The sequence below is a fragment of the Pseudomonas sp. ARP3 genome (assembly GCF_001029595.1).
Taxonomy (GTDB): Bacteria; Pseudomonadota; Gammaproteobacteria; order Pseudomonadales; family Pseudomonadaceae; genus Aquipseudomonas; species Aquipseudomonas rhodesiae.
Window position 1 is genome coordinate 258613 of sequence record NZ_LEKF01000005.1, and the last position, 16990, is coordinate 275602.

Annotated in this window: 18 protein-coding genes; 13 read left to right on the plus strand and 5 right to left on the minus strand. The window is 61.7% G+C overall.

Going from position 1 to position 16990, the window contains the following annotated elements; genetic code table 11:
- Positions 1-50: 50 nt before the first annotated feature.
- The gene (locus tag ABX75_RS08865) at positions 51-830 is read left to right on the plus strand and encodes an exodeoxyribonuclease III (RefSeq protein ID WP_003195493.1); all 780 of its coding nucleotides are present in this window, start codon (positions 51-53) and stop codon (positions 828-830) included.
- Positions 831-888: 58 nt separating this feature from the next.
- Here the strand turns inward: ABX75_RS08865 and ABX75_RS08870 are convergent, their stop codons facing one another.
- Both ABX75_RS08870 and rph read right to left on the minus strand, forming a co-directional pair.
- A complete protein-coding gene (locus ABX75_RS08870; protein WP_047881774.1) occupies positions 889-1257 on the minus strand; it encodes a DUF4870 domain-containing protein in 369 nt (122 codons plus the stop codon).
- 22 nt (positions 1258-1279) lie between these two features.
- Complete coding sequence (rph, locus tag ABX75_RS08875) at positions 1280-2002, minus strand: ribonuclease PH (protein ID WP_034101482.1); 723 nt, start codon at positions 2000-2002, stop codon at positions 1280-1282.
- A 214-nt stretch (positions 2003-2216) separates the two neighbouring features.
- Here rph and ABX75_RS08880 point away from each other — a divergent pair, with 214 nt between their 5' ends.
- The 6 genes from ABX75_RS08880 to ABX75_RS08905 all read left to right on the plus strand — a co-directional run bounded on the left by ABX75_RS08880 (position 2217) and on the right by ABX75_RS08905 (position 7528).
- Positions 2217-3080 (plus strand): YicC/YloC family endoribonuclease, encoded by an 864-nt coding sequence (locus ABX75_RS08880; protein WP_034101483.1) that lies wholly within the window; start codon positions 2217-2219, stop codon positions 3078-3080.
- A 10-nt stretch (positions 3081-3090) separates the two neighbouring features.
- Entirely contained in the window at positions 3091-3711 is a 621-nt protein-coding gene (gmk, locus tag ABX75_RS08885) for a guanylate kinase (RefSeq protein WP_034101484.1), read from the plus strand.
- Positions 3712-3878: 167 nt separating this feature from the next.
- Positions 3879-4142, plus strand: a complete 264-nt coding sequence (gene rpoZ / locus ABX75_RS08890) for a DNA-directed RNA polymerase subunit omega (protein WP_003176920.1) — start codon at positions 3879-3881, stop codon at positions 4140-4142.
- 60 nt (positions 4143-4202) lie between these two features.
- Entirely contained in the window at positions 4203-6308 is a 2106-nt protein-coding gene (gene spoT, locus ABX75_RS08895; RefSeq protein WP_034101485.1) for a bifunctional GTP diphosphokinase/guanosine-3',5'-bis pyrophosphate 3'-pyrophosphohydrolase, read from the plus strand.
- Between the two features lie 39 nt (positions 6309-6347).
- Complete coding sequence (locus tag ABX75_RS08900) at positions 6348-6728, plus strand: RidA family protein (RefSeq protein WP_003176922.1); 381 nt, start codon at positions 6348-6350, stop codon at positions 6726-6728.
- Between the two features lie 56 nt (positions 6729-6784).
- Positions 6785-7528 (plus strand): hypothetical protein, encoded by a 744-nt coding sequence (locus ABX75_RS08905; RefSeq protein WP_034101486.1) that lies wholly within the window; start codon positions 6785-6787, stop codon positions 7526-7528.
- Positions 7529-7591: 63 nt separating this feature from the next.
- On the opposite strand, the gene ABX75_RS08910 is transcribed toward ABX75_RS08905, so the two are convergent.
- Entirely contained in the window at positions 7592-8443 is an 852-nt protein-coding gene (locus tag ABX75_RS08910; protein ID WP_034101487.1) for an SDR family oxidoreductase, read from the minus strand.
- Between the two features lie 191 nt (positions 8444-8634).
- On the opposite strand from ABX75_RS08910, the gene exbB reads away from it, so the two are divergent.
- The 6 genes from exbB (at position 8635) to ABX75_RS08940 (ending at position 15449) form a co-directional block, all read left to right on the plus strand.
- The gene (gene exbB / locus ABX75_RS08915) at positions 8635-9603 is read left to right on the plus strand and encodes a tonB-system energizer ExbB (protein ID WP_034101488.1); all 969 of its coding nucleotides are present in this window, start codon (positions 8635-8637) and stop codon (positions 9601-9603) included.
- Between the two features lie 6 nt (positions 9604-9609).
- Positions 9610-10035, plus strand: coding sequence for a TonB system transport protein ExbD (gene exbD / locus ABX75_RS08920; RefSeq protein WP_003195519.1), 426 nt, complete (start codon positions 9610-9612; stop codon positions 10033-10035).
- The gene (locus ABX75_RS08925) at positions 10032-10784 is read left to right on the plus strand and encodes an energy transducer TonB (RefSeq protein ID WP_034101489.1); all 753 of its coding nucleotides are present in this window, start codon (positions 10032-10034) and stop codon (positions 10782-10784) included. The genes exbD and ABX75_RS08925 overlap by 4 nt, the downstream gene beginning before the upstream one ends.
- A 142-nt stretch (positions 10785-10926) precedes the next feature.
- Positions 10927-11847 carry a hydrogen peroxide-inducible genes activator gene (locus ABX75_RS08930; RefSeq protein WP_034101490.1) on the plus strand — a complete coding sequence of 307 codons (921 nt, stop codon included), beginning with the start codon at positions 10927-10929 and terminating at the stop codon, positions 11845-11847.
- Between the two features lie 8 nt (positions 11848-11855).
- Positions 11856-13931: an ATP-dependent DNA helicase RecG gene (gene recG, locus ABX75_RS08935; protein WP_047881792.1), complete on the plus strand. Its 2076-nt coding sequence runs from the start codon at positions 11856-11858 to the stop codon at positions 13929-13931.
- A gap of 117 nt (positions 13932-14048) precedes the next feature.
- A complete protein-coding gene (locus ABX75_RS08940; protein ID WP_034115456.1) occupies positions 14049-15449 on the plus strand; it encodes an aminoacyl-tRNA deacylase and HDOD domain-containing protein in 1401 nt (466 codons plus the stop codon).
- Positions 15450-15564: 115 nt separating this feature from the next.
- Here ABX75_RS08940 and ABX75_RS08945 read toward each other — a convergent pair whose 3' ends face one another.
- Together ABX75_RS08945 and tagQ are read right to left on the minus strand one after the other, a co-directional pair.
- Entirely contained in the window at positions 15565-15939 is a 375-nt protein-coding gene (locus ABX75_RS08945; RefSeq protein ID WP_003195530.1) for a hypothetical protein, read from the minus strand.
- Positions 15940-16063: 124 nt separating this feature from the next.
- Positions 16064-16987 carry a type VI secretion system-associated lipoprotein TagQ gene (tagQ, locus tag ABX75_RS08950; protein WP_034115457.1) on the minus strand — a complete coding sequence of 308 codons (924 nt, stop codon included), beginning with the start codon at positions 16985-16987 and terminating at the stop codon, positions 16064-16066.
- Positions 16988-16990 lie beyond the last annotated feature (3 nt).

Here is a 16990-nt window from a genome sequence, read left to right on the forward strand (position 1 = left end):
ATTAGGTAGACGGCGTGTATCATACACGCACGCGATTTTTGGGGCCATTTATGCGGATCATCAGTGTGAACGTTAATGGTATTCAGGCTGCAGTCGAGCGTGGTTTGCTCAGTTGGCTGCAAGCCCAGAATGCCGACGTCATCTGCCTGCAGGACACCCGCGCCTCCGCCTTTGAACTGGACGACCCAGCCTTCCAACTGGATGGCTACTTCCTTTATGCCTGCGATGCCGAAGTGCCCACCCAAGGTGGCGTGGCTTTGTACTCGCGGTTGCAACCCAAGGCGGTCATCAGCGGCCTCGGCTTCGAGACAGCCGACCGCTACGGGCGCTACCTGCAAGCCGATTTCGACAAGGTCAGCATCGCGACCTTGCTGCTTCCATCAGGGCAGAACGGCGATGAAGACTTGAACCAGAAGTTCAAGCTAATGGACGATTTCGCCCGTTATCTGGATAAACAGCGGCGCAAACGTCGCGAGTACATTTATTGTGGCTCGCTGTACGTGGCGCAACAGAAGCTGGATATCAAGAACTGGCGCGACAGCCAGCAATCCCCAGGCTTCCTGGCGCCGGAACGGGCCTGGATGGACGAGATTGTCGGCAACATGGGTTACGTCGATGCCCTGCGCGAAGTCAGCCGTGAAGGCGATCAGTACAGCTGGTGGCCGGACAATGAACAGGCCGAGATGCTCAACTTGGGCTGGCGTTTCGATTACCAGTTGCTGACCCCAGGCCTGCGCCGGTTCGTTCGCAGCGCACGCTTGCCGCGCCAGCCGCGCTTCTCGCAACACGCGCCGCTGATCGTGGACTACGACTGGACGCTGACCATCTGAGGTCTTTTCCCAGGCACAAAAAAACCGACATCGCTGTCGGTTTTTTTGTGGGCGGTCATTATTTAACCAAACGCCAGGTCAGCGGATAGCGATAAGCGATCCCCTTGTTGGCCTTGATGCCACCAATGATGGTCAGCACCACAGTGGCAATCGCCAGAGCCGTCATCAGGAAAAAACCAATCACGGCGAATGCCAGCACGATACAGACCAACCAGGCGATAGCCACGGTGATCTGGAAGTTCAAGGCTTCCTTGCCCTGATCGTCGATGAACGGGTCCACTTCCTTTTTCATCTGCCACAGAATCAGCGGGCCGACGACACTGCCGAAAGGGAACACAAACCCGAGAAACGCCGCGAGATGGCACAGCATTGCACTCTGCCGAACCTCGTAGGAAGGCGTAGGTACCGGCATTTGGCCGTCATTCATGGCGCTTCTCCTTGAGGCGGTTTCAGTCGGCCAGGGCGGCGTTCTGCAGTTCGAAAATTTCGCTCATGCCTTTCTGGGCCAAGGCCAGCATGGCGTTCAGATCGGCCGGCTGGAATGGCGCGCCTTCGGCGGTGCCCTGCACTTCGATGAAACCACCGGTGCTGGTCATCACGACGTTCAGGTCGGTCTCGGCGGCGGAGTCTTCCAGGTAGTCCAGGTCCAGCACAGGCTCGCCCTGGTACATGCCGACCGACACGGCGGCGATCATCTGCTTGAGCGGGTCGCCGGCCTTGAGGCCGCCACGCTTCTTGATCACTTTCAAGGCGTCGACCAGGGCCACCATGGCGCCGGTGATGGACGCGGTACGGGTGCCGCCATCGGCCTGGATCACATCGCAGTCAACATACAGGGTCACGTCGCCCAGCTTGGACATGTCCAGGGCGGCGCGCAGGGAGCGGCCGATCAGGCGCTGGATTTCCAAGGTACGACCGCCTTGCTTGCCGCGGCTGGCCTCACGCTGGTTACGCTCGCCGGTGGCGCGAGGCAGCATGCCGTATTCAGCGGTCAACCAACCCTGACCCTGCCCCTTGAGGAAACGCGGCACGCCATTTTCGACGCTGACGGTGCAAATGACCTTGGTATCGCCAAACTCGACCAGTACGGATCCCTCGGCGTGTTTGGTGTAGTTGCGGGTGATGCGGATCGAGCGGAGCTGATCGGCAACGCGACCACTTGGACGTTTCATAGGGGATACCTGTACTGAGGACGAAAACTGCCGGGCATTATAGAGCCGCGAACCGCTTCGGGGCACTTCTAAAAATTCAGTTACGAATGCTCGGCCTGTCGGCCTTTGTTTGGGCGCACTCGCCCCACTGCGCTACAATCCTGCGCCTTCGCAGCCTGCCTGCTTCATTTACCCATCAGCCCGTGATCGCGGGACTGCAACGCGAGGTACCCGCATGGTGCACAGCATGACCGCCTTCGCCCGCGTCGAAAAAGCCGGCGTCCAGGGCACCCTGAGCTGGGAATTGCGCTCGGTCAACAGCCGCTACCTGGAGCCGCACTTGCGTCTGCCGGAGTCGTTCCGCGACCTGGAAGGCGCCGTGCGCGAAGCGCTGCGTCAGGGCATTTCCCGCGGCAAGCTGGAATGCACCCTGCGCTTTACCGAAGAAACCACCGGCAAACCCTTGCAGGTCGACCGCGAACGCGCGGCGCAACTGGTCGCCGCCGCCGAAACCATTGCCGACCTGATCCAGCGCCCCGCGCCGCTCAACCCTCTCGAAGTGCTGGCCTGGCCGGGCGTACTGGTAGCCGACGCTATCGACCCGCAGGCCCTGAATGCCGAAGCCCTCGCTTTGTTCAACCAAGGCCTGAAGGAACTCAAGGCCGGTCGTGAGCGAGAAGGTGCCGAGCTGGCCCGTCTGATCAACGAGCGCCTGACCTCGATCGAAGAGGATGTGTCGATCCTGCGCGAGCTGGTGCCGCAGATGCTGGCCACCCAACGCCAGAAGGTGCTCGACCGTTTCGCCGATATGAAGGCCGACCTCGACCCGACGCGGCTGGAGCAGGAAATGGTGCTGCTGGCGCAGAAAAGTGACGTCGCCGAAGAACTCGATCGCCTCAGCACCCACATCCTCGAAGTGCGCCGCGTGCTCAAGTCCGGCGGCGCCGCCGGTCGGCGCCTTGATTTCCTGATGCAGGAACTCAACCGCGAAGCCAATACACTGGGCTCCAAGGCCTTCGATCCGCGCAGCACCCAGGCGGCGGTCAACCTCAAAGTGTTGATCGAGCAGATGCGCGAACAAGTACAGAATATTGAGTAAGGCAACCTCCATGACCCACAGCACCGGCACCCTGTACATCATTTCCGCCCCTTCGGGCGCGGGCAAGAGCAGTCTGGTCAAGGCCCTGACCGACACCAACGATCAGATCCGCATCTCGATCTCCCACACCACCCGCGCCATGCGCCCGGGTGAGGTGAACGGCGTGCACTATCACTTCGTCGAGCGCACCGAGTTCGTGAAGATGATCGAGCACGGCGACTTCCTGGAACGCGCCGAGGTGTTCGGCAACCTCTACGGAACCTCGCAAAGCCACTTGCAGCAGACCCTGGACGAAGGCCATGACCTGATCCTGGAAATCGACTGGCAGGGCGCCGAACAGGTGCGCAAGCTGATGCCCAATGCGCGCTCGATCTTTATCCTGCCGCCCTCGCTGCAAGCCCTGCACCAACGCCTGACCAACCGTGGCCAGGACAGCGACGAGATCATCGATGGCCGCATGCGTGAAGCCGTCAGCGAAATGAGCCACTACGTCGACTACGATTACCTGATCATCAACGACGACTTTTCACACGCGCTGGAGGACCTGAAGGCGATTTTCCGCGCCAATCAGCTCCAGCAGAAGCGCCAACAACAGCGTTTTGGCAAATTACTGGCCGAACTGCTCGGCTGATTGACGCTTCCCAAAACCGCTGCAAGGGCTTTACATTGGCACTTGCAGCGGTTTGACGAGGTTCCGCGAAAAATCAGCGCTTCCCTAAACGCTGGTGATTTTTTAAACTGCTCAGTCCGCTCGCCCAACCGGGCAGCGCGCATCTTGCATTCGCTCCGAGGAATACCATGGCCCGCGTAACCGTTGAAGACTGCCTAGAACACGTGGATAACCGCTTTGAGCTGGTCATGCTCTCTACCAAGCGTGCCCGTCAATTGGCCACTGGCGGCAAAGAGCCTCTGGTCCAGTGGGAAAACGACAAGCCGACCGTTGTCGCCCTGCGTGAAATCGCTGAAGGCCTGATGAGCTACGAGTTCATCGCCAACGCCGAAATCGTTGAAGACGAACCGCTGTTCGCAGCGTTCGAGGACGAGTCCAACGAGGCCGTCTAAGCCTATGCCTGGTCGACGTAGCACGGCGCGGGGTCAAAACCATCGGCAGGAGTTCACACTTTGCCGAGCATAGACGCCCTCGCCGATCGCTTATCGGCCTACCTCGGCCCAGACCAGGTCAACCTGGTCCGCCGAGCGTATTTCTACGCCGAACAAGCCCACGACGGCCAACGCCGCCGCAGTGGCGAGGCGTACGTCACCCATCCTCTTGCGGTGGCTAATATTCTTGCCGACATGCACATGGACCATCAGAGCCTGATGGCCGCGATGCTGCATGACGTGATCGAAGACACCGGAATCGCCAAGGAAGCTCTCAGCTCCCAATTCGGCGAAACCGTGGCCGAACTGGTCGACGGGGTCAGCAAACTGACCCAGATGAATTTCGAGACCAAGGCCGAAGCCCAGGCGGAAAACTTCCAGAAGATGGCCATGGCCATGGCCCGCGATATCCGCGTGATCCTGGTCAAACTGGCCGACCGGCTGCACAACATGCGCACGCTGGAAGTGCTGTCCGGCGAAAAACGCCGGCGCATCGCCAAGGAAACCTTGGAAATCTATGCGCCCATCGCCAACCGGCTGGGCATGCACGCCATTCGCATCGAATTCGAAGACCTCGGCTTCAAGGCGATGCATCCCATGCGCTCGGCGCGCATCTACCAGGCAGTCAAGCGTGCCCGGGGCAACCGCAAGGAAATCGTCAACAAGATCGAAGAGTCGCTGAGCCATTGCCTGGCCATCGACGAAATCGAAGGCGAGGTCAGTGGCCGGCAGAAGCACATCTACGGCATCTATAAAAAGATGCGCGGCAAGCGTCGGGCCTTCAACGAGATCATGGACGTGTATGCGTTCCGGATCATCGTCGACAAGGTCGACACTTGCTACCGCGTGCTCGGCGCTGTGCATAATCTGTACAAACCCCTGCCCGGCCGCTTCAAGGACTACATCGCCATCCCCAAGGCCAACGGCTATCAGTCGCTGCATACCACGCTGTTCGGGATGCATGGCGTGCCGATCGAGATCCAGATCCGCACCCGTGAAATGGAAGAAATGGCCAACAACGGCATCGCCGCCCATTGGCTGTACAAATCCAGTGGCGACGAGCAGCCCAAAGGCACCCATGCCCGCGCCCGCCAATGGGTCAAAGGCGTGCTGGAAATGCAGCAACGCGCGGGCAACTCCCTCGAATTTATCGAAAGCGTGAAAATCGACCTGTTCCCGGACGAGGTCTACGTGTTCACGCCCAAGGGGCGGATCATGGAGCTGCCCAAGGGCTCCACGGCGGTCGACTTTGCCTATGCGGTACACACCGACGTAGGCAACAGCTGCATCGCCTGCCGCATCAACCGGCGCCTGGCGCCACTGTCGGAGCCGCTGCAAAGCGGTTCCACCGTGGAGATCGTCAGCGCACCGGGCGCACGACCGAACCCGGCCTGGCTCAATTTCGTGGTCACCGGCAAGGCCCGCACACACATTCGCCACGCCCTGAAACTGCAGCGCCGTTCCGAGTCCGTCAGCCTGGGCGAGCGCCTGCTGAACAAGGTACTCAACGGTTTCGACAGCGCCCTGGACAAGATTCCCCAAGAACGCGTGCAGGCGATGCTTCACGAATATCGCCAGGAAACCATCGAAGACCTGCTGGAAGATATCGGCCTGGGCAACCGCATGGCCTACGTGGTCGCCCGCCGCCTGCTGGGCGAGGGCGAGCAATTGCCGAGCCCCGAAGGCCCGTTGGCGATTCGCGGCACCGAGGGCCTGGTGCTCAGCTACGCCAAATGCTGCACACCGATCCCGGGCGATCCGATCGTCGGCCACCTGTCCGCGGGCAAAGGCATGGTGGTGCACCTGGACAACTGCCGCAACATCTCCGAAATCCGGCACAACCCGGAAAAATGCATCCAGCTTTCGTGGGCCAAGGATGTCACCGGCGAATTCAACGTCGAACTGCGCGTTGAGCTGGAGCACCAGCGCGGCCTGATCGCCCTGCTGGCCAGCAGCGTCAACGCCGCCGACGGCAACATCGAAAAGATCAGCATGGACGAACGCGATGGTCGCATCAGCGTGGTCCAACTGGTGGTCAGCGTACACGACCGCGTACACCTGGCCCGCGTGATCAAGAAGCTGCGCGCCTTGACCGGGGTCATCCGCATTACCCGCATGCGTGCGTAGTTCTTCAACCCCGCCACTGCCTATTACAAGGAGTCATTCATGACCAAGACTGTTATCACCAGCGACAAAGCCCCGGCCGCCATCGGTACTTACTCCCAGGCAATCAAGGCAGGCAATACCGTCTACATGTCCGGCCAGATTCCTCTGGACCCAAAAACCATGGAACTGGTGGAAGGCTTCGAAGCCCAGACCGTGCAAGTCTTCGAAAACCTCAAGTCCGTGGCCGAAGCCGCCGGCGGTTCTTTCAAGGACATCGTCAAACTGAACATTTTCCTCACCGACCTGAGCCACTTCGCCAAGGTCAACGAGATCATGGGCAAGTACTTCGAACAGCCGTACCCAGCCCGTGCCGCCATCGGCGTGGCAGCCCTGCCAAAAGGCGCGCAGGTTGAGATGGACGCGATTCTGGTGATCGAGTAAAACACCCGGCGCAGCCCCCACAGGCTGCGCCGACCTCGTTTTAAAAGGATTTCATGATGCGCAAAGCGCTTGTAGCTTCTTCATTGCTCGCCCTGTTGCTCGGCGGCTGTGCCAGCAACCCTGCCGACCAAGACGTAAGCGGCACTTGGATCAATCAGGTCGCCATTGATGCGGCAGCCAAGGGCGGCCCTCTGCGTGAAGCGCTGCAAAGCTTTGGCCCGAACCTCGAATGGGAGGTCAACGTCAAGGCATCTCAAGCCCGTTACTACAACGGTTTTGAGGTCGCCGAAGGCAAGTTGCTCGGGCAACAATCCGGCGCCTGGAGCGTGGACTTTTATGGCAGCTCCGCCACCGAACTCAAGCGCAAAGGTAAGCAGTTGCTGCAAGTGGCCAACGATAACGAGCCCGAGCAACTGTTCGCCCGTGCTAAAGACCCAGCCCCGGAAGGCGCACCATTGGGCGCCAACTTCGAACGAGCGCTCTATGCCGCCTACCTGGGCGGCGACTGGAAAATCACCGACGGCTTCGGCAACGGCGCAATCGTGCAGTTCCAGGCCGACGGCAAGGTTGTCGGCCTACCCAAAGTCGACCGGTATTCGCTGTGCCTGGCAGGCGATTGCGCCTCTATGAGCGGCGGCTACGACAGCATCTGGCTGCAACTCAATGGCCAGGGCAACCCTTGGATTTTCATGCGCAAGGGCAAACAGCTGGAAATTTTCCAGGCGGTCAATACGGCACAGGCAGACGAAGTACCTTCGTTTACGCCAGGCCCACGCCAATGGCTGTTGGAAAAACAGTAACGACCCTTGCAGGCAGTTGAATGTGAGAGGGGCAGGCCCCTCCCACATTTTTCAGATCGTGTTTCAGCCCTTGAGGATCGCCGCGTAGCCTTCCCGGTAAGTCGGGTATGTCGGTACCCAGCCCAGCGCCTTGATCCGCGCGTTGCTGCATTGCTTGCTCCCCGCACGCCGCACACTGGCCTCGTCTGACCACTCTGTCACGCCCAGATAATCGCGCAGCCAGGCCACCACTTCGGCCAGCGGCGCCGGCGCGTCGTCCACACCGATATAGACCTTATCCAGCGAACCGCCCTGCTCCACATGCCGCAGCAAAAACGCGAGCAAGCCTGCTGCGTCGTCCGCGTGGATCCGGTTGCCATATAACGGTGGATCTACCGCCACCCGGTAACCTTGGCGCACCTGGGTCAGCAACCATTCGCGGCCTGGGCCGTAAATGCCGGTTAACCGCACAATGCTGGCAGGAATGCCGCTGTTCAAGGCAACCTGCTCGGCTTCGAGCATGATCTGCCCGGAATAGCCTTTGGCCTGGGTTTCGGACGTTTCGTCGACCCATTCACCGTTCTGCTGCCCATACACACTGCTGCTGGACACAAACAGCAGATGTTTGGGTTGCTGGCCATAATCGCCGAGCCACTCCAGAACATGTTGCAGCCCCTGCACGTAAGCCGCGCGGTAGCCAGCTTCATCGTGATCGGTCGCGGCGGCGCAATACACCAGGTAATCCACGCCGCCGATTGGCCAGGTATCGGGGCAGTCCTTTTTGAACAGGTCACCGCCAATGCCGATCACCCCGACAGGCAAGCGCGAAATGTCGCGCCGCAGGCCGTACACCTCCCATTCCGAGGCAAGCAATTGGCTGGCTAACCGACTCCCCACATCGCCACATCCGACAATCACAACAGAAGGCGCGGACATCATAAAACTCCGTATTGAAAGGTCTAGGTTAGCCCTCTCAGTTGACCGACGGCCAGAAAAAGGGCAAATAAAGTTACTGTATTACTTCTGTTAACAAGAATTACTTGCAATAATGACCACCCATTTGTCCTCGCCCCTTGCTCTGGGTCTGGAAGGACAATCACTCATTCTTTCTCTCAGGTCCGGCCAGCATGACACGTAATACAACCCCCGCTTCGCCAACCAAGCCTCACAGCCCTTCCCGCGCCTGGCGCGCGATTGCTGCGCTGCTGTTCAGCGTTCTGCTGGCGCCGACCGCCGCATTCGCCGATGCAACCGCACCCGCCACACCTGCTGCCGCCGAGCAGAATGCCGCCACCCCGCCCGCACCGCCTGCCGCGCCAGTCGCCACCGACCCGGCCGCCCCGGCTGCGGACGACACCGGTGTGGTGCTGGAAGAGAACAACACCTTGGGCATGGCCCACGACCTGTCGCCCTGGGGTATGTACCAGAACGCTGACGTGGTGGTGAAAGCTGTGATGATCGGCCTGGCCATAGCCTCGATCATCACTTGGACCATCTGGATCGCCAAAGGCTTCGAGCTGCTGGGCGCCAAGCGTCGCCTGCGTACTGAAATCGTCCATCTGAAAAAGGCCACCACCCTCAAGGAAGCCAGCGAAAGCGCAGCCAAGAAAGGCACCCTGGCCAATACCCTGGTGCACGATGCACTGGAAGAGATGCGCCTGTCGGCCAACACTCGCGAAAAAGAAGGCATCAAAGAGCGTGTCGCCTTCCGCCTTGAGCGTCTGGTGGCTGCCTGCGGCCGCAACATGAGCAGCGGCACCGGCGTTCTGGCGACCATCGGCTCCACCGCACCGTTCGTAGGTCTGTTCGGCACCGTATGGGGCATCATGAACAGCTTTATCGGCATCGCCAAAACCCAGACCACCAACCTCGCCGTGGTTGCCCCCGGCATCGCCGAAGCCCTGCTGGCAACTGCTTTGGGTCTGGTGGCAGCGATCCCGGCAGTGGTGATCTACAACGTCTTCGCCCGCTCGATTGCCGGCTACAAGGCCCAGGTGTCGGACGCGTCGGCGGAAGTCCTGCTGCTGGTCAGCCGCGACCTCGACCACCTGCCTACCGAGCGCAGCTCGCAACCGCACATGGTGAAAGTGGGGTAATCGGCCATGGGCCTGCATTTGAATCAAGGCGACGACGAACTCGTCGAGAACCACGAAATCAACGTCACCCCGTTTATCGACGTGATGCTGGTGCTGCTGATCATCTTCATGGTGGCCGCACCGTTGGCCACCGTAGACATCAAGGTCGACCTGCCCGCCTCCAGCGCCAAACCGGCGCCACGGCCGGAAAAACCGATCTTCCTCAGCGTCAAGGCAGATCAACGTCTGTTCCTGGGCGAAGAAGAAGTCAAAGCCGAGACCCTGGGGCCGGTGCTCGACGCCAAGACCCAAGGCAAGAAGGACACGACGATCTTCTTCCAAGCCGACAAAGGCGTGGACTACGGCGATCTGATGAGCGTGATGGATGCCCTGCGGGCGGCCGGCTACCTCAAGGTTGGCCTGGTTGGACTTGAGACGGCAGCCAAGAAATGATTACGACGCGCCACAAACTGACGCGTTATGGCACCAGCCTCGCCGTCGTACTGGGCGTGCATGCCATCGCGATTGCCATCGCACTCCACTGGTCGGCGCCGCGCACTGTGCAGTTGCCGCCGGCTGCCATGGTCATCGACCTGGCGCCTGCTCCCGCACCGCCACCGCCTCCGGCCCCGCCGAAGGTGGTGACACCGCCGCAGCCGCCCGCCCCGGTGGAAGAGCTGCCGCTGCCAAAAATGGCCGAAGCGCCCAAGCCGACGATCCAGGTGCCCAAGCCGGTCAAGCCCAAGCCCAAACCCCAGCCGCCCAAGCCGGTGGAGAAAAAGCCCGAGCCGCCCAAGGAAAAACCTTCCGAGGAGCCACCGAGCGATACGCCGCCGACCCAAGCGCCACCGCAGAAATCGGCACAGCCTGCACCAGGGCCGTCGCCACAACAGCTGGCGGCCAAGGCATCTTGGGAAGGCACGTTGCTGGCGCACCTGCAGAAGTACAAGAAGTATCCGCCAGGCGCCCAGGCCCGAGGCAAGGAGGGTCTCAACCGCCTGAAGTTCGTGGTCGATGCCGAAGGCAATGTACTGTCCTACGAGCTGGTGGGCCTTTCCGGCAACGCCGACCTGGACCGCGCCACCCTGGACATGATCCGTCGTGCCCAACCGCTGCCCAAACCGCCGGCCGATATGGTCAAGAGCGGCAGCATCGAGATCGTTGCACCGTTCGTGTACAACATCGAAAAGCGTCGTCGCTGAACATGAGTGTGGCGAGGGGTAACCCTCGTCACTTTCAGCAAAATCCTCAGCAGTTCCCACTCAATCCCTAACAAACTTCTGATAACGTGCGTCTATCGATTGCAGCCGGTATGCTTGGCTCGCAACCTCATGGACGCCCGCTATGACTCTTACAGAATTACGCTACATCGTGACCCTCGCCCAAGAGCAACACTTTGGCCATGCGGCCGAGCGCTGCCATGTCAGCCAGCCGACGCTGTCGGTGGGCGTGAAAAAGCTTGAAGACGAACTCGGTGTGCTGATTTTCGAGCGCAGCAAGAGCGCCGTGCGCCTCACGCCAGTAGGCGAAGGCATCGTCGCCCAGGCCCAAAAGGTGCTGGAGCAGGCGCAAAGCATTCGCGAACTGGCCCAGGCCGGCAAGAACCAACTGACCGCGCCGCTCAAGGTCGGGGCCATCTACACCGTCGGCCCATACCTGTTCCCGCACTTGATTCCGCAACTGCACCGCGTCGCGCCGCAGATGCCGTTGTATATCGAAGAGAACTTCACCCACGTACTGCGCGACAAACTGCGCAACGGCGAGCTGGATGCGATCATCATCGCCCTGCCGTTCAACGAAGCGGACGTGCTCACCCTGGCGCTCTACGACGAGCCGTTCCAGGTGCTGATGCCCGCCTCGCACCCGTGGACCAAAAAAGCCAGCATCGACGCTGCCCTGCTCAACGACAAGAGCCTGCTGCTGCTCGGTGAAGGTCACTGCTTCCGCGATCAGGTGCTGGAAGCCTGCCCGACCCTCACCAAGGGCAACGACGGCGCCAAGCACACCACCGTGGAATCCAGCTCCCTGGAAACCATCCGCCACATGGTCGCCTCGGGCCTGGGCATCTCGATCCTGCCGCTGTCGGCGGTGGACAGCCATCACTACGCTCCCGGCGTGATCGAAGTACGCCCGCTTACACCGCCGGTGCCGTTCCGCACGGTGGCCATCGCCTGGCGCGCCAGCTTCCCACGGCCCAAGGCGATTGAGATCCTCGCCGACTCCATCCGCCTGTGCTCGGTGGCCAAGCCGACTGCGGCGAGCTAAGTAACCGTATGACTGAGCTGTCGCAGGTGTCGGTGACGGCACTCAAGGGTGTCGGTGAGGCCATGGCCGAGAAGTTGGCCAAGGTCGGCCTGGAGAACCTCCAGGACGTGCTGTTCCACCTGCCCCTGCGCTATCAGGACCGCACCCGCGTGGTGCCCATCGGCCACTTGCGCCCTGGGCAGGATGCGGTGATCGAAGGCACCGTCAGCGGTGCCGATGTGGTGATGGGCAAGCGCCGCAGCCTGGTGGTGCGCTTGCAGGACGGTACCGGCGGCCTGAGCCTGCGTTTCTACCACTTCAGCAATGCGCAGAAAGAGGGCCTCAAGCGCGGCACCCGCGTGCGCTGCTACGGTGAGGCCCGGCCCGGCGCCTCGGGCCTGGAGATCTACCACCCGGAATACCGCGCCATCACCGGCGACGAACCGCCACCGGTAGATACCACCCTCACCCCCATCTACCCGCTCACCGAAGGCCTGACTCAACAGCGCCTGCGCCAGTTGTGCATGCAGACGCTGTCCATGCTCGGCCCCACCAGCCTGCCCGACTGGCTGCCCTTGGAGTTGGCCCGCGATTACCAGTTGGCGCCACTGGCCGATGCGATTCGCTACCTGCATCCCCCCCCCGCCGATGCCGACGTGGACGAGCTGGCCCTGGGTCATCACTGGGCCCAGCACCGCCTGGCCTTCGAAGAGTTGCTGACTCACCAACTGTCCCAGCAACGCCTGCGCGAAAGCATGCGCTCCCTGCGCGCGCCGGCGATGCCCAAGGCCACGCGTCTGCCCGCGCAATACTTGGCCAATCTCGGCTTTACGCCGACCGGCGCCCAGCAGCGCGTAGGCAACGAAATCGCCTATGACCTGAGCCAGCACGAACCCATGCTGCGCCTGATCCAGGGCGACGTCGGCGCAGGCAAGACCGTGGTCGCCGCCCTCGCCGCGCTGCAGGCGCTGGAAGCCGGTTACCAGGTGGCGCTGATGGCGCCTACCGAGATTCTCGCCGAGCAGCATTTCATCACCTTCAAGCGCTGGCTCGAACCGCTGGGCCTGGAAGTGGCGTGGCTGGCGGGCAAGCTCAAGGGCAAGAACCGCGTAGCCGCCCTGGAGCAGATCGCCGCCGGTGCCCCCATGGTGGTGGGCACCCACGCGCTGTTTCAAGACGAAGTGCAGTTCAAGAACCTGGCGCTGGTGATCATCGACGAACAACACCGCTTCGGCGTGCAGCAACGCCTGGCCCTGCGTCAGAAAGGCGTGGGCGGACGCATGAGCCCGCATCAGCTGATCATGACTGCCACGCCAATCCCACGCACTCTGGCGATGAGCGCTTACGCCGACCTCGACACCTCGATCCTCGACGAATTGCCGCCCGGTCGCACCCCGGTCAACACCGTGCTGGTCACCGATACGCGGCGGGTCGAGGTGATCGAGCGCGTGCGCGGCGCGTGCGCCGAAGGGCGCCAGGCGTACTGGGTCTGCACGCTGATCGAAGAGTCCGAAGAGCTGACCTGCCAGGCCGCCGAAACCACCTACGAAGACCTCACCAGCGCCCTGGGCGAACTCAAGGTCGGGCTGATCCATGGTCGTATGAAGCCGGCGGAAAAAGCGGCGGTGATGGCCGAATTCAAGGCCGGCAACCTGCAACTGCTGGTGGCCACTACGGTGATCGAAGTCGGCGTGGACGTGCCCAACGCCAGCCTGATGATTATCGAGAACCCCGAACGCCTGGGCCTGGCGCAATTGCACCAACTGCGCGGCCGCGTCGGTCGAGGCAGCGCCGCCAGCCACTGCGTGCTGCTATACCACCCACCGCTATCGCAGATCGGCCGCCAGCGCCTGGGCATCATGCGCGAAACCAACGACGGTTTTGTCATCGCCGAAAAAGACCTCGAACTGCGCGGCCCCGGTGAAATGCTCGGCACGCGCCAGACCGGCCTGTTGCAGTTCAAAGTGGCCGACCTCATGCGCGACGCCGACCTGCTGCCGGCCGTCCGCGATGCGGCGCAAGCCCTGCTGGAGCGCTGGCCGGATCATGTCAGCCCGCTGTTGGATCGCTGGCTGCGGCACGGTCAGCAATACGGCCAGGTTTGACGCTACAGAAGCAAAAGGCGTCGCGGATCCCCAACCGGGTCACAAAAAGCACTTATCCGACCAACACTTGTATCAAGCTGGTTATACTTCGGTGACTGTACGAAATTGGATCAGGCCATGTCAGAAGTTGCCCACGCCACAGCCCCGCTGGCCGCCCCGCCGGTTATCCGCGCCCTGCTCGCCAAGCTTGCCGTCAGCTACACGGAAGTCGCCGAACAACCGGGCCTGAATCCTGCGCAAAAGGTGCAGGCCGTGCTGTTGGAAGACGCGGTGGGCGCACTGATGGTGCTGTTTCCCCAGAACCAACTGCTGGACCTCAACCGCCTCGCCGAACTCACTGGGCGTCGCCTGACCGCCGTGGCGCCGGATCGCATCAAGCGCATGCTGGACAAGCACGACCTGAAACTGCTGCCGGGCCTGCCGCCGCTCACCAGTTCGCCATGCCTGTACGAAGGCAGCCTGCTCAACGAGCCGAGCCTGTTGGTGCATTCGGGCGAAGCCGGGCTGCTGCTGGAAATCCCCACCGATGCCTTCAAGACGATGCTCACCAAGGCCAGCGCCGCGCAATTCGGCGAGCCGTTGAGCAATATCCGCCCGAACCTCGACCGCCCTAATGATGACCGCGAGGAAATCACCCAGGCGATGCAGGCGTTCACCGCTCGCCGTATCCAGCAGCGCCTGGAAGCGACCATCGAAATTCCACCGCTGGCCGACACTGCGCAGAAGATCATCAAGCTGCGGGTCGACCCCAACGCCACCATCGACGACATCACCGGCGTGGTGGAAACCGACCCGGCGCTGGCGGCGCAGGTGGTGAGCTGGGCGGCGTCGCCGTACTACGCGTCGCCGGGCAAAATCCGCTCCGTGGAAGACGCCATTGTGCGCGTGCTGGGGTTCGACCTGGTGATCAACCTGGCGCTGGGCCTGGCCCTGGGCAAAACCTTGAGCCTGCCCAAGGACCATCCGCAACAGGCCACGCCGTACTGGCACCAGTCGATCTACACCGCGGCCGTGATCGAGGGCCTGACCCGCGCCATGCCCCGCGCCCAGCGCCCGGAAGCGGGCCTGACGTACCTCGCCGGCCTGCTGCACAACTTTGGCTACCTGTTGCTGGCCCATGTGTTCCCGCCGCACTTCTCGCTGATCTGCCGCCACTTGGAGGTCAACCCGCACCTGTGCCACAGCTATGTGGAACAGCACTTGCTGGGCATCAGCCGCGAGCAGATCGGCGCCTGGTTGATGCGTTATTGGGACATGCCGGACGAATTGTCCACCGCCCTGCGCTTCCAGCACGACCCGACCTACGACGGCAACTACGCCGAGTACCCGAACCTGGTGTGCCTGGCCGTTCGCCTGCTGCGCAGCCGTGGGATCGGTTCCGGACCGGACGAGGCGATCCCGGATGCACTGCTTGAGCGTCTGGGCTTGAGCCGGGACAAAGCTGACGAAGTGGTGGGTAAGGTGCTGGACGCCGAAGTCTTGCTGCGCGAATTGGCTTCGCAATTCACTCAGGGCTGAGTGTAGCGCCTGTCATATAGCTATCGGGGGCAAGCCCCTTCCCACATGGGAATGCATTCCAAATGTGGGAGGGGGCTTGCCCCCGATAAATCCAACTCGGTCTAGCTGAAGAGCCCTACTTCTTTTTCTTCGGCTTCAAGTACTTCGTCAGCCCCTGGAACCAGATTACCAGCGCCGGGTTGCCCTTGATCTGGATCGACTTGTCCTGAATCCCCGTCATAAACGCCAGTTGCTTGTTTTTCGCCTGCATCGTGGCGAAGCCGTAGGCGGCATCTTTAAAGGCAATGGCAAACGCCGGCGCGGGGTGAACACCTGAGCGGCTGGTAATGCGCTGATCTTTGACGATGAAATGACGGGCAACCTTGCCGTCGAGGGTCTGCAACTGGAACGCCAGGTCTTTATCACCCAGCTGTTGCTGAAAGGCAGGGTTGGTGCGGCTGGCTTTGCCCATCATCAGGCCCAGCACCCACAGGAGAAGACGAAATTTCATGCACACGGCCTCGGTGTAATTATTGAGTGGCCGCAGCAGTGTAGCGATTTGCCGGAAGAACGCCACCGATCTCGCGCTTTAGCGGGAGATCGGCTGGCGTTTAACGCTTATAGCAACATGTTGCTTAAACGTTAGGGCAAGGGACCGGTGCCCAGTCGGCCAGGTTTGGATCGCGGCAGGTGCCTTCGATCTGTGCCTTACCGGCGCTGGCGACCTGCTTGCTTTCAGCTTGCTTGGTCTGCGCGGTCTGCAGGGTTTTCTCGGTAGCGACGGCTTCTTTCGGCACCACCGGCAGCACTGGCTTCTTGGCCGGTTTCACAGCCTTTTTGCCCTTGGTCGGAGCAACCACCGGAGTGGTATCGGCAGTGGCCACGGTCACCACGTCGTTACGCTGCACGCCGACCTGTTGCAGGTCTTTCTCGTAAGCCTGGGTGTAGTTGTTCAGGTCTTCGGCGGCTTTGCCGTTGACCGCTACGATCAGGTCGTTGGATTCCTTCAGGCCGGCGACGATTTCCGCCAGGCGCTTGCGGCCTTCGGTGTCGTTGACGGTCTTGGCTTTGCGATCGGCCACCAGCTTGGTGAACGCGCTCTGGTAGCACTGCTGCGAGGCTTTGGCGTAGGCGGTGCTGCGGTCGATGTCGGACGCGCTCTTGTTGACGTCGGCCGCGTAGGACGCAATGCGCTGGTTGTCGTCGGCAATCTGCTTCTGACGCTCGGTGTAGTAACCCGCCGCGCCGCCGGCCAGGGCACCGCCCGCCGCGCCGATGGCGGCGTTACGGCCGCGCTTGTCCTTGTCGCCGCTCAACACGCCCAGCAGGGCACCGCCGGCAGCGCCGATGGCCGCGCCGGTAACGACCGACTTGGTCATGTCCGAATCGGTGGCACGCAGGTGCTGGACCGGCTCGTAGCAGCTTGGGTAGTACTCGACCTTGGTGCTCGACGCGACCTTGGAGGCCGGCGACGTGGCGCAACCGGTCAGTACGGTGCTGAAACCGGCTGCGATCAGCAGCAAGTGACGCTTGGAAACCGCCTTACGGGAAAAAAGCATAAG

Bases quoted from the DNA above. Each gene is read 5' to 3' on its own strand.
- ABX75_RS08865 (WP_003195493.1), top strand. From the start codon at position 51: ATGCGGATCATCAGTGTGAACGTTAATGGTATTCAGGCTGCAGTCGAG.
- ABX75_RS08870 (WP_047881774.1), bottom strand. From the start codon at position 1,257: ATGAATGACGGCCAAATGCCGGTACCTACGCCTTCCTACGAGGTTCGG.
- rph (WP_034101482.1), bottom strand. From the start codon at position 2,002: ATGAAACGTCCAAGTGGTCGCGTTGCCGATCAGCTCCGCTCGATCCGC.
- ABX75_RS08880 (WP_034101483.1), top strand. From the start codon at position 2,217: ATGGTGCACAGCATGACCGCCTTCGCCCGCGTCGAAAAAGCCGGCGTC.
- gmk (WP_034101484.1), top strand. From the start codon at position 3,091: ATGACCCACAGCACCGGCACCCTGTACATCATTTCCGCCCCTTCGGGC.
- rpoZ (WP_003176920.1), top strand. From the start codon at position 3,879: ATGGCCCGCGTAACCGTTGAAGACTGCCTAGAACACGTGGATAACCGC.
- ABX75_RS08900 (WP_003176922.1), top strand. From the start codon at position 6,348: ATGACCAAGACTGTTATCACCAGCGACAAAGCCCCGGCCGCCATCGGT.
- ABX75_RS08905 (WP_034101486.1), top strand. From the start codon at position 6,785: ATGCGCAAAGCGCTTGTAGCTTCTTCATTGCTCGCCCTGTTGCTCGGC.
- ABX75_RS08910 (WP_034101487.1), bottom strand. From the start codon at position 8,443: ATGTCCGCGCCTTCTGTTGTGATTGTCGGATGTGGCGATGTGGGGAGT.
- exbB (WP_034101488.1), top strand. From the start codon at position 8,635: ATGACACGTAATACAACCCCCGCTTCGCCAACCAAGCCTCACAGCCCT.
- exbD (WP_003195519.1), top strand. From the start codon at position 9,610: ATGGGCCTGCATTTGAATCAAGGCGACGACGAACTCGTCGAGAACCAC.
- ABX75_RS08925 (WP_034101489.1), top strand. From the start codon at position 10,032: ATGATTACGACGCGCCACAAACTGACGCGTTATGGCACCAGCCTCGCC.
- ABX75_RS08930 (WP_034101490.1), top strand. From the start codon at position 10,927: ATGACTCTTACAGAATTACGCTACATCGTGACCCTCGCCCAAGAGCAA.
- recG (WP_047881792.1), top strand. From the start codon at position 11,856: ATGACTGAGCTGTCGCAGGTGTCGGTGACGGCACTCAAGGGTGTCGGT.
- ABX75_RS08940 (WP_034115456.1), top strand. From the start codon at position 14,049: ATGTCAGAAGTTGCCCACGCCACAGCCCCGCTGGCCGCCCCGCCGGTT.
- ABX75_RS08945 (WP_003195530.1), bottom strand. From the start codon at position 15,939: ATGAAATTTCGTCTTCTCCTGTGGGTGCTGGGCCTGATGATGGGCAAA.
- tagQ (WP_034115457.1), bottom strand. From the start codon at position 16,987: ATGCTTTTTTCCCGTAAGGCGGTTTCCAAGCGTCACTTGCTGCTGATC.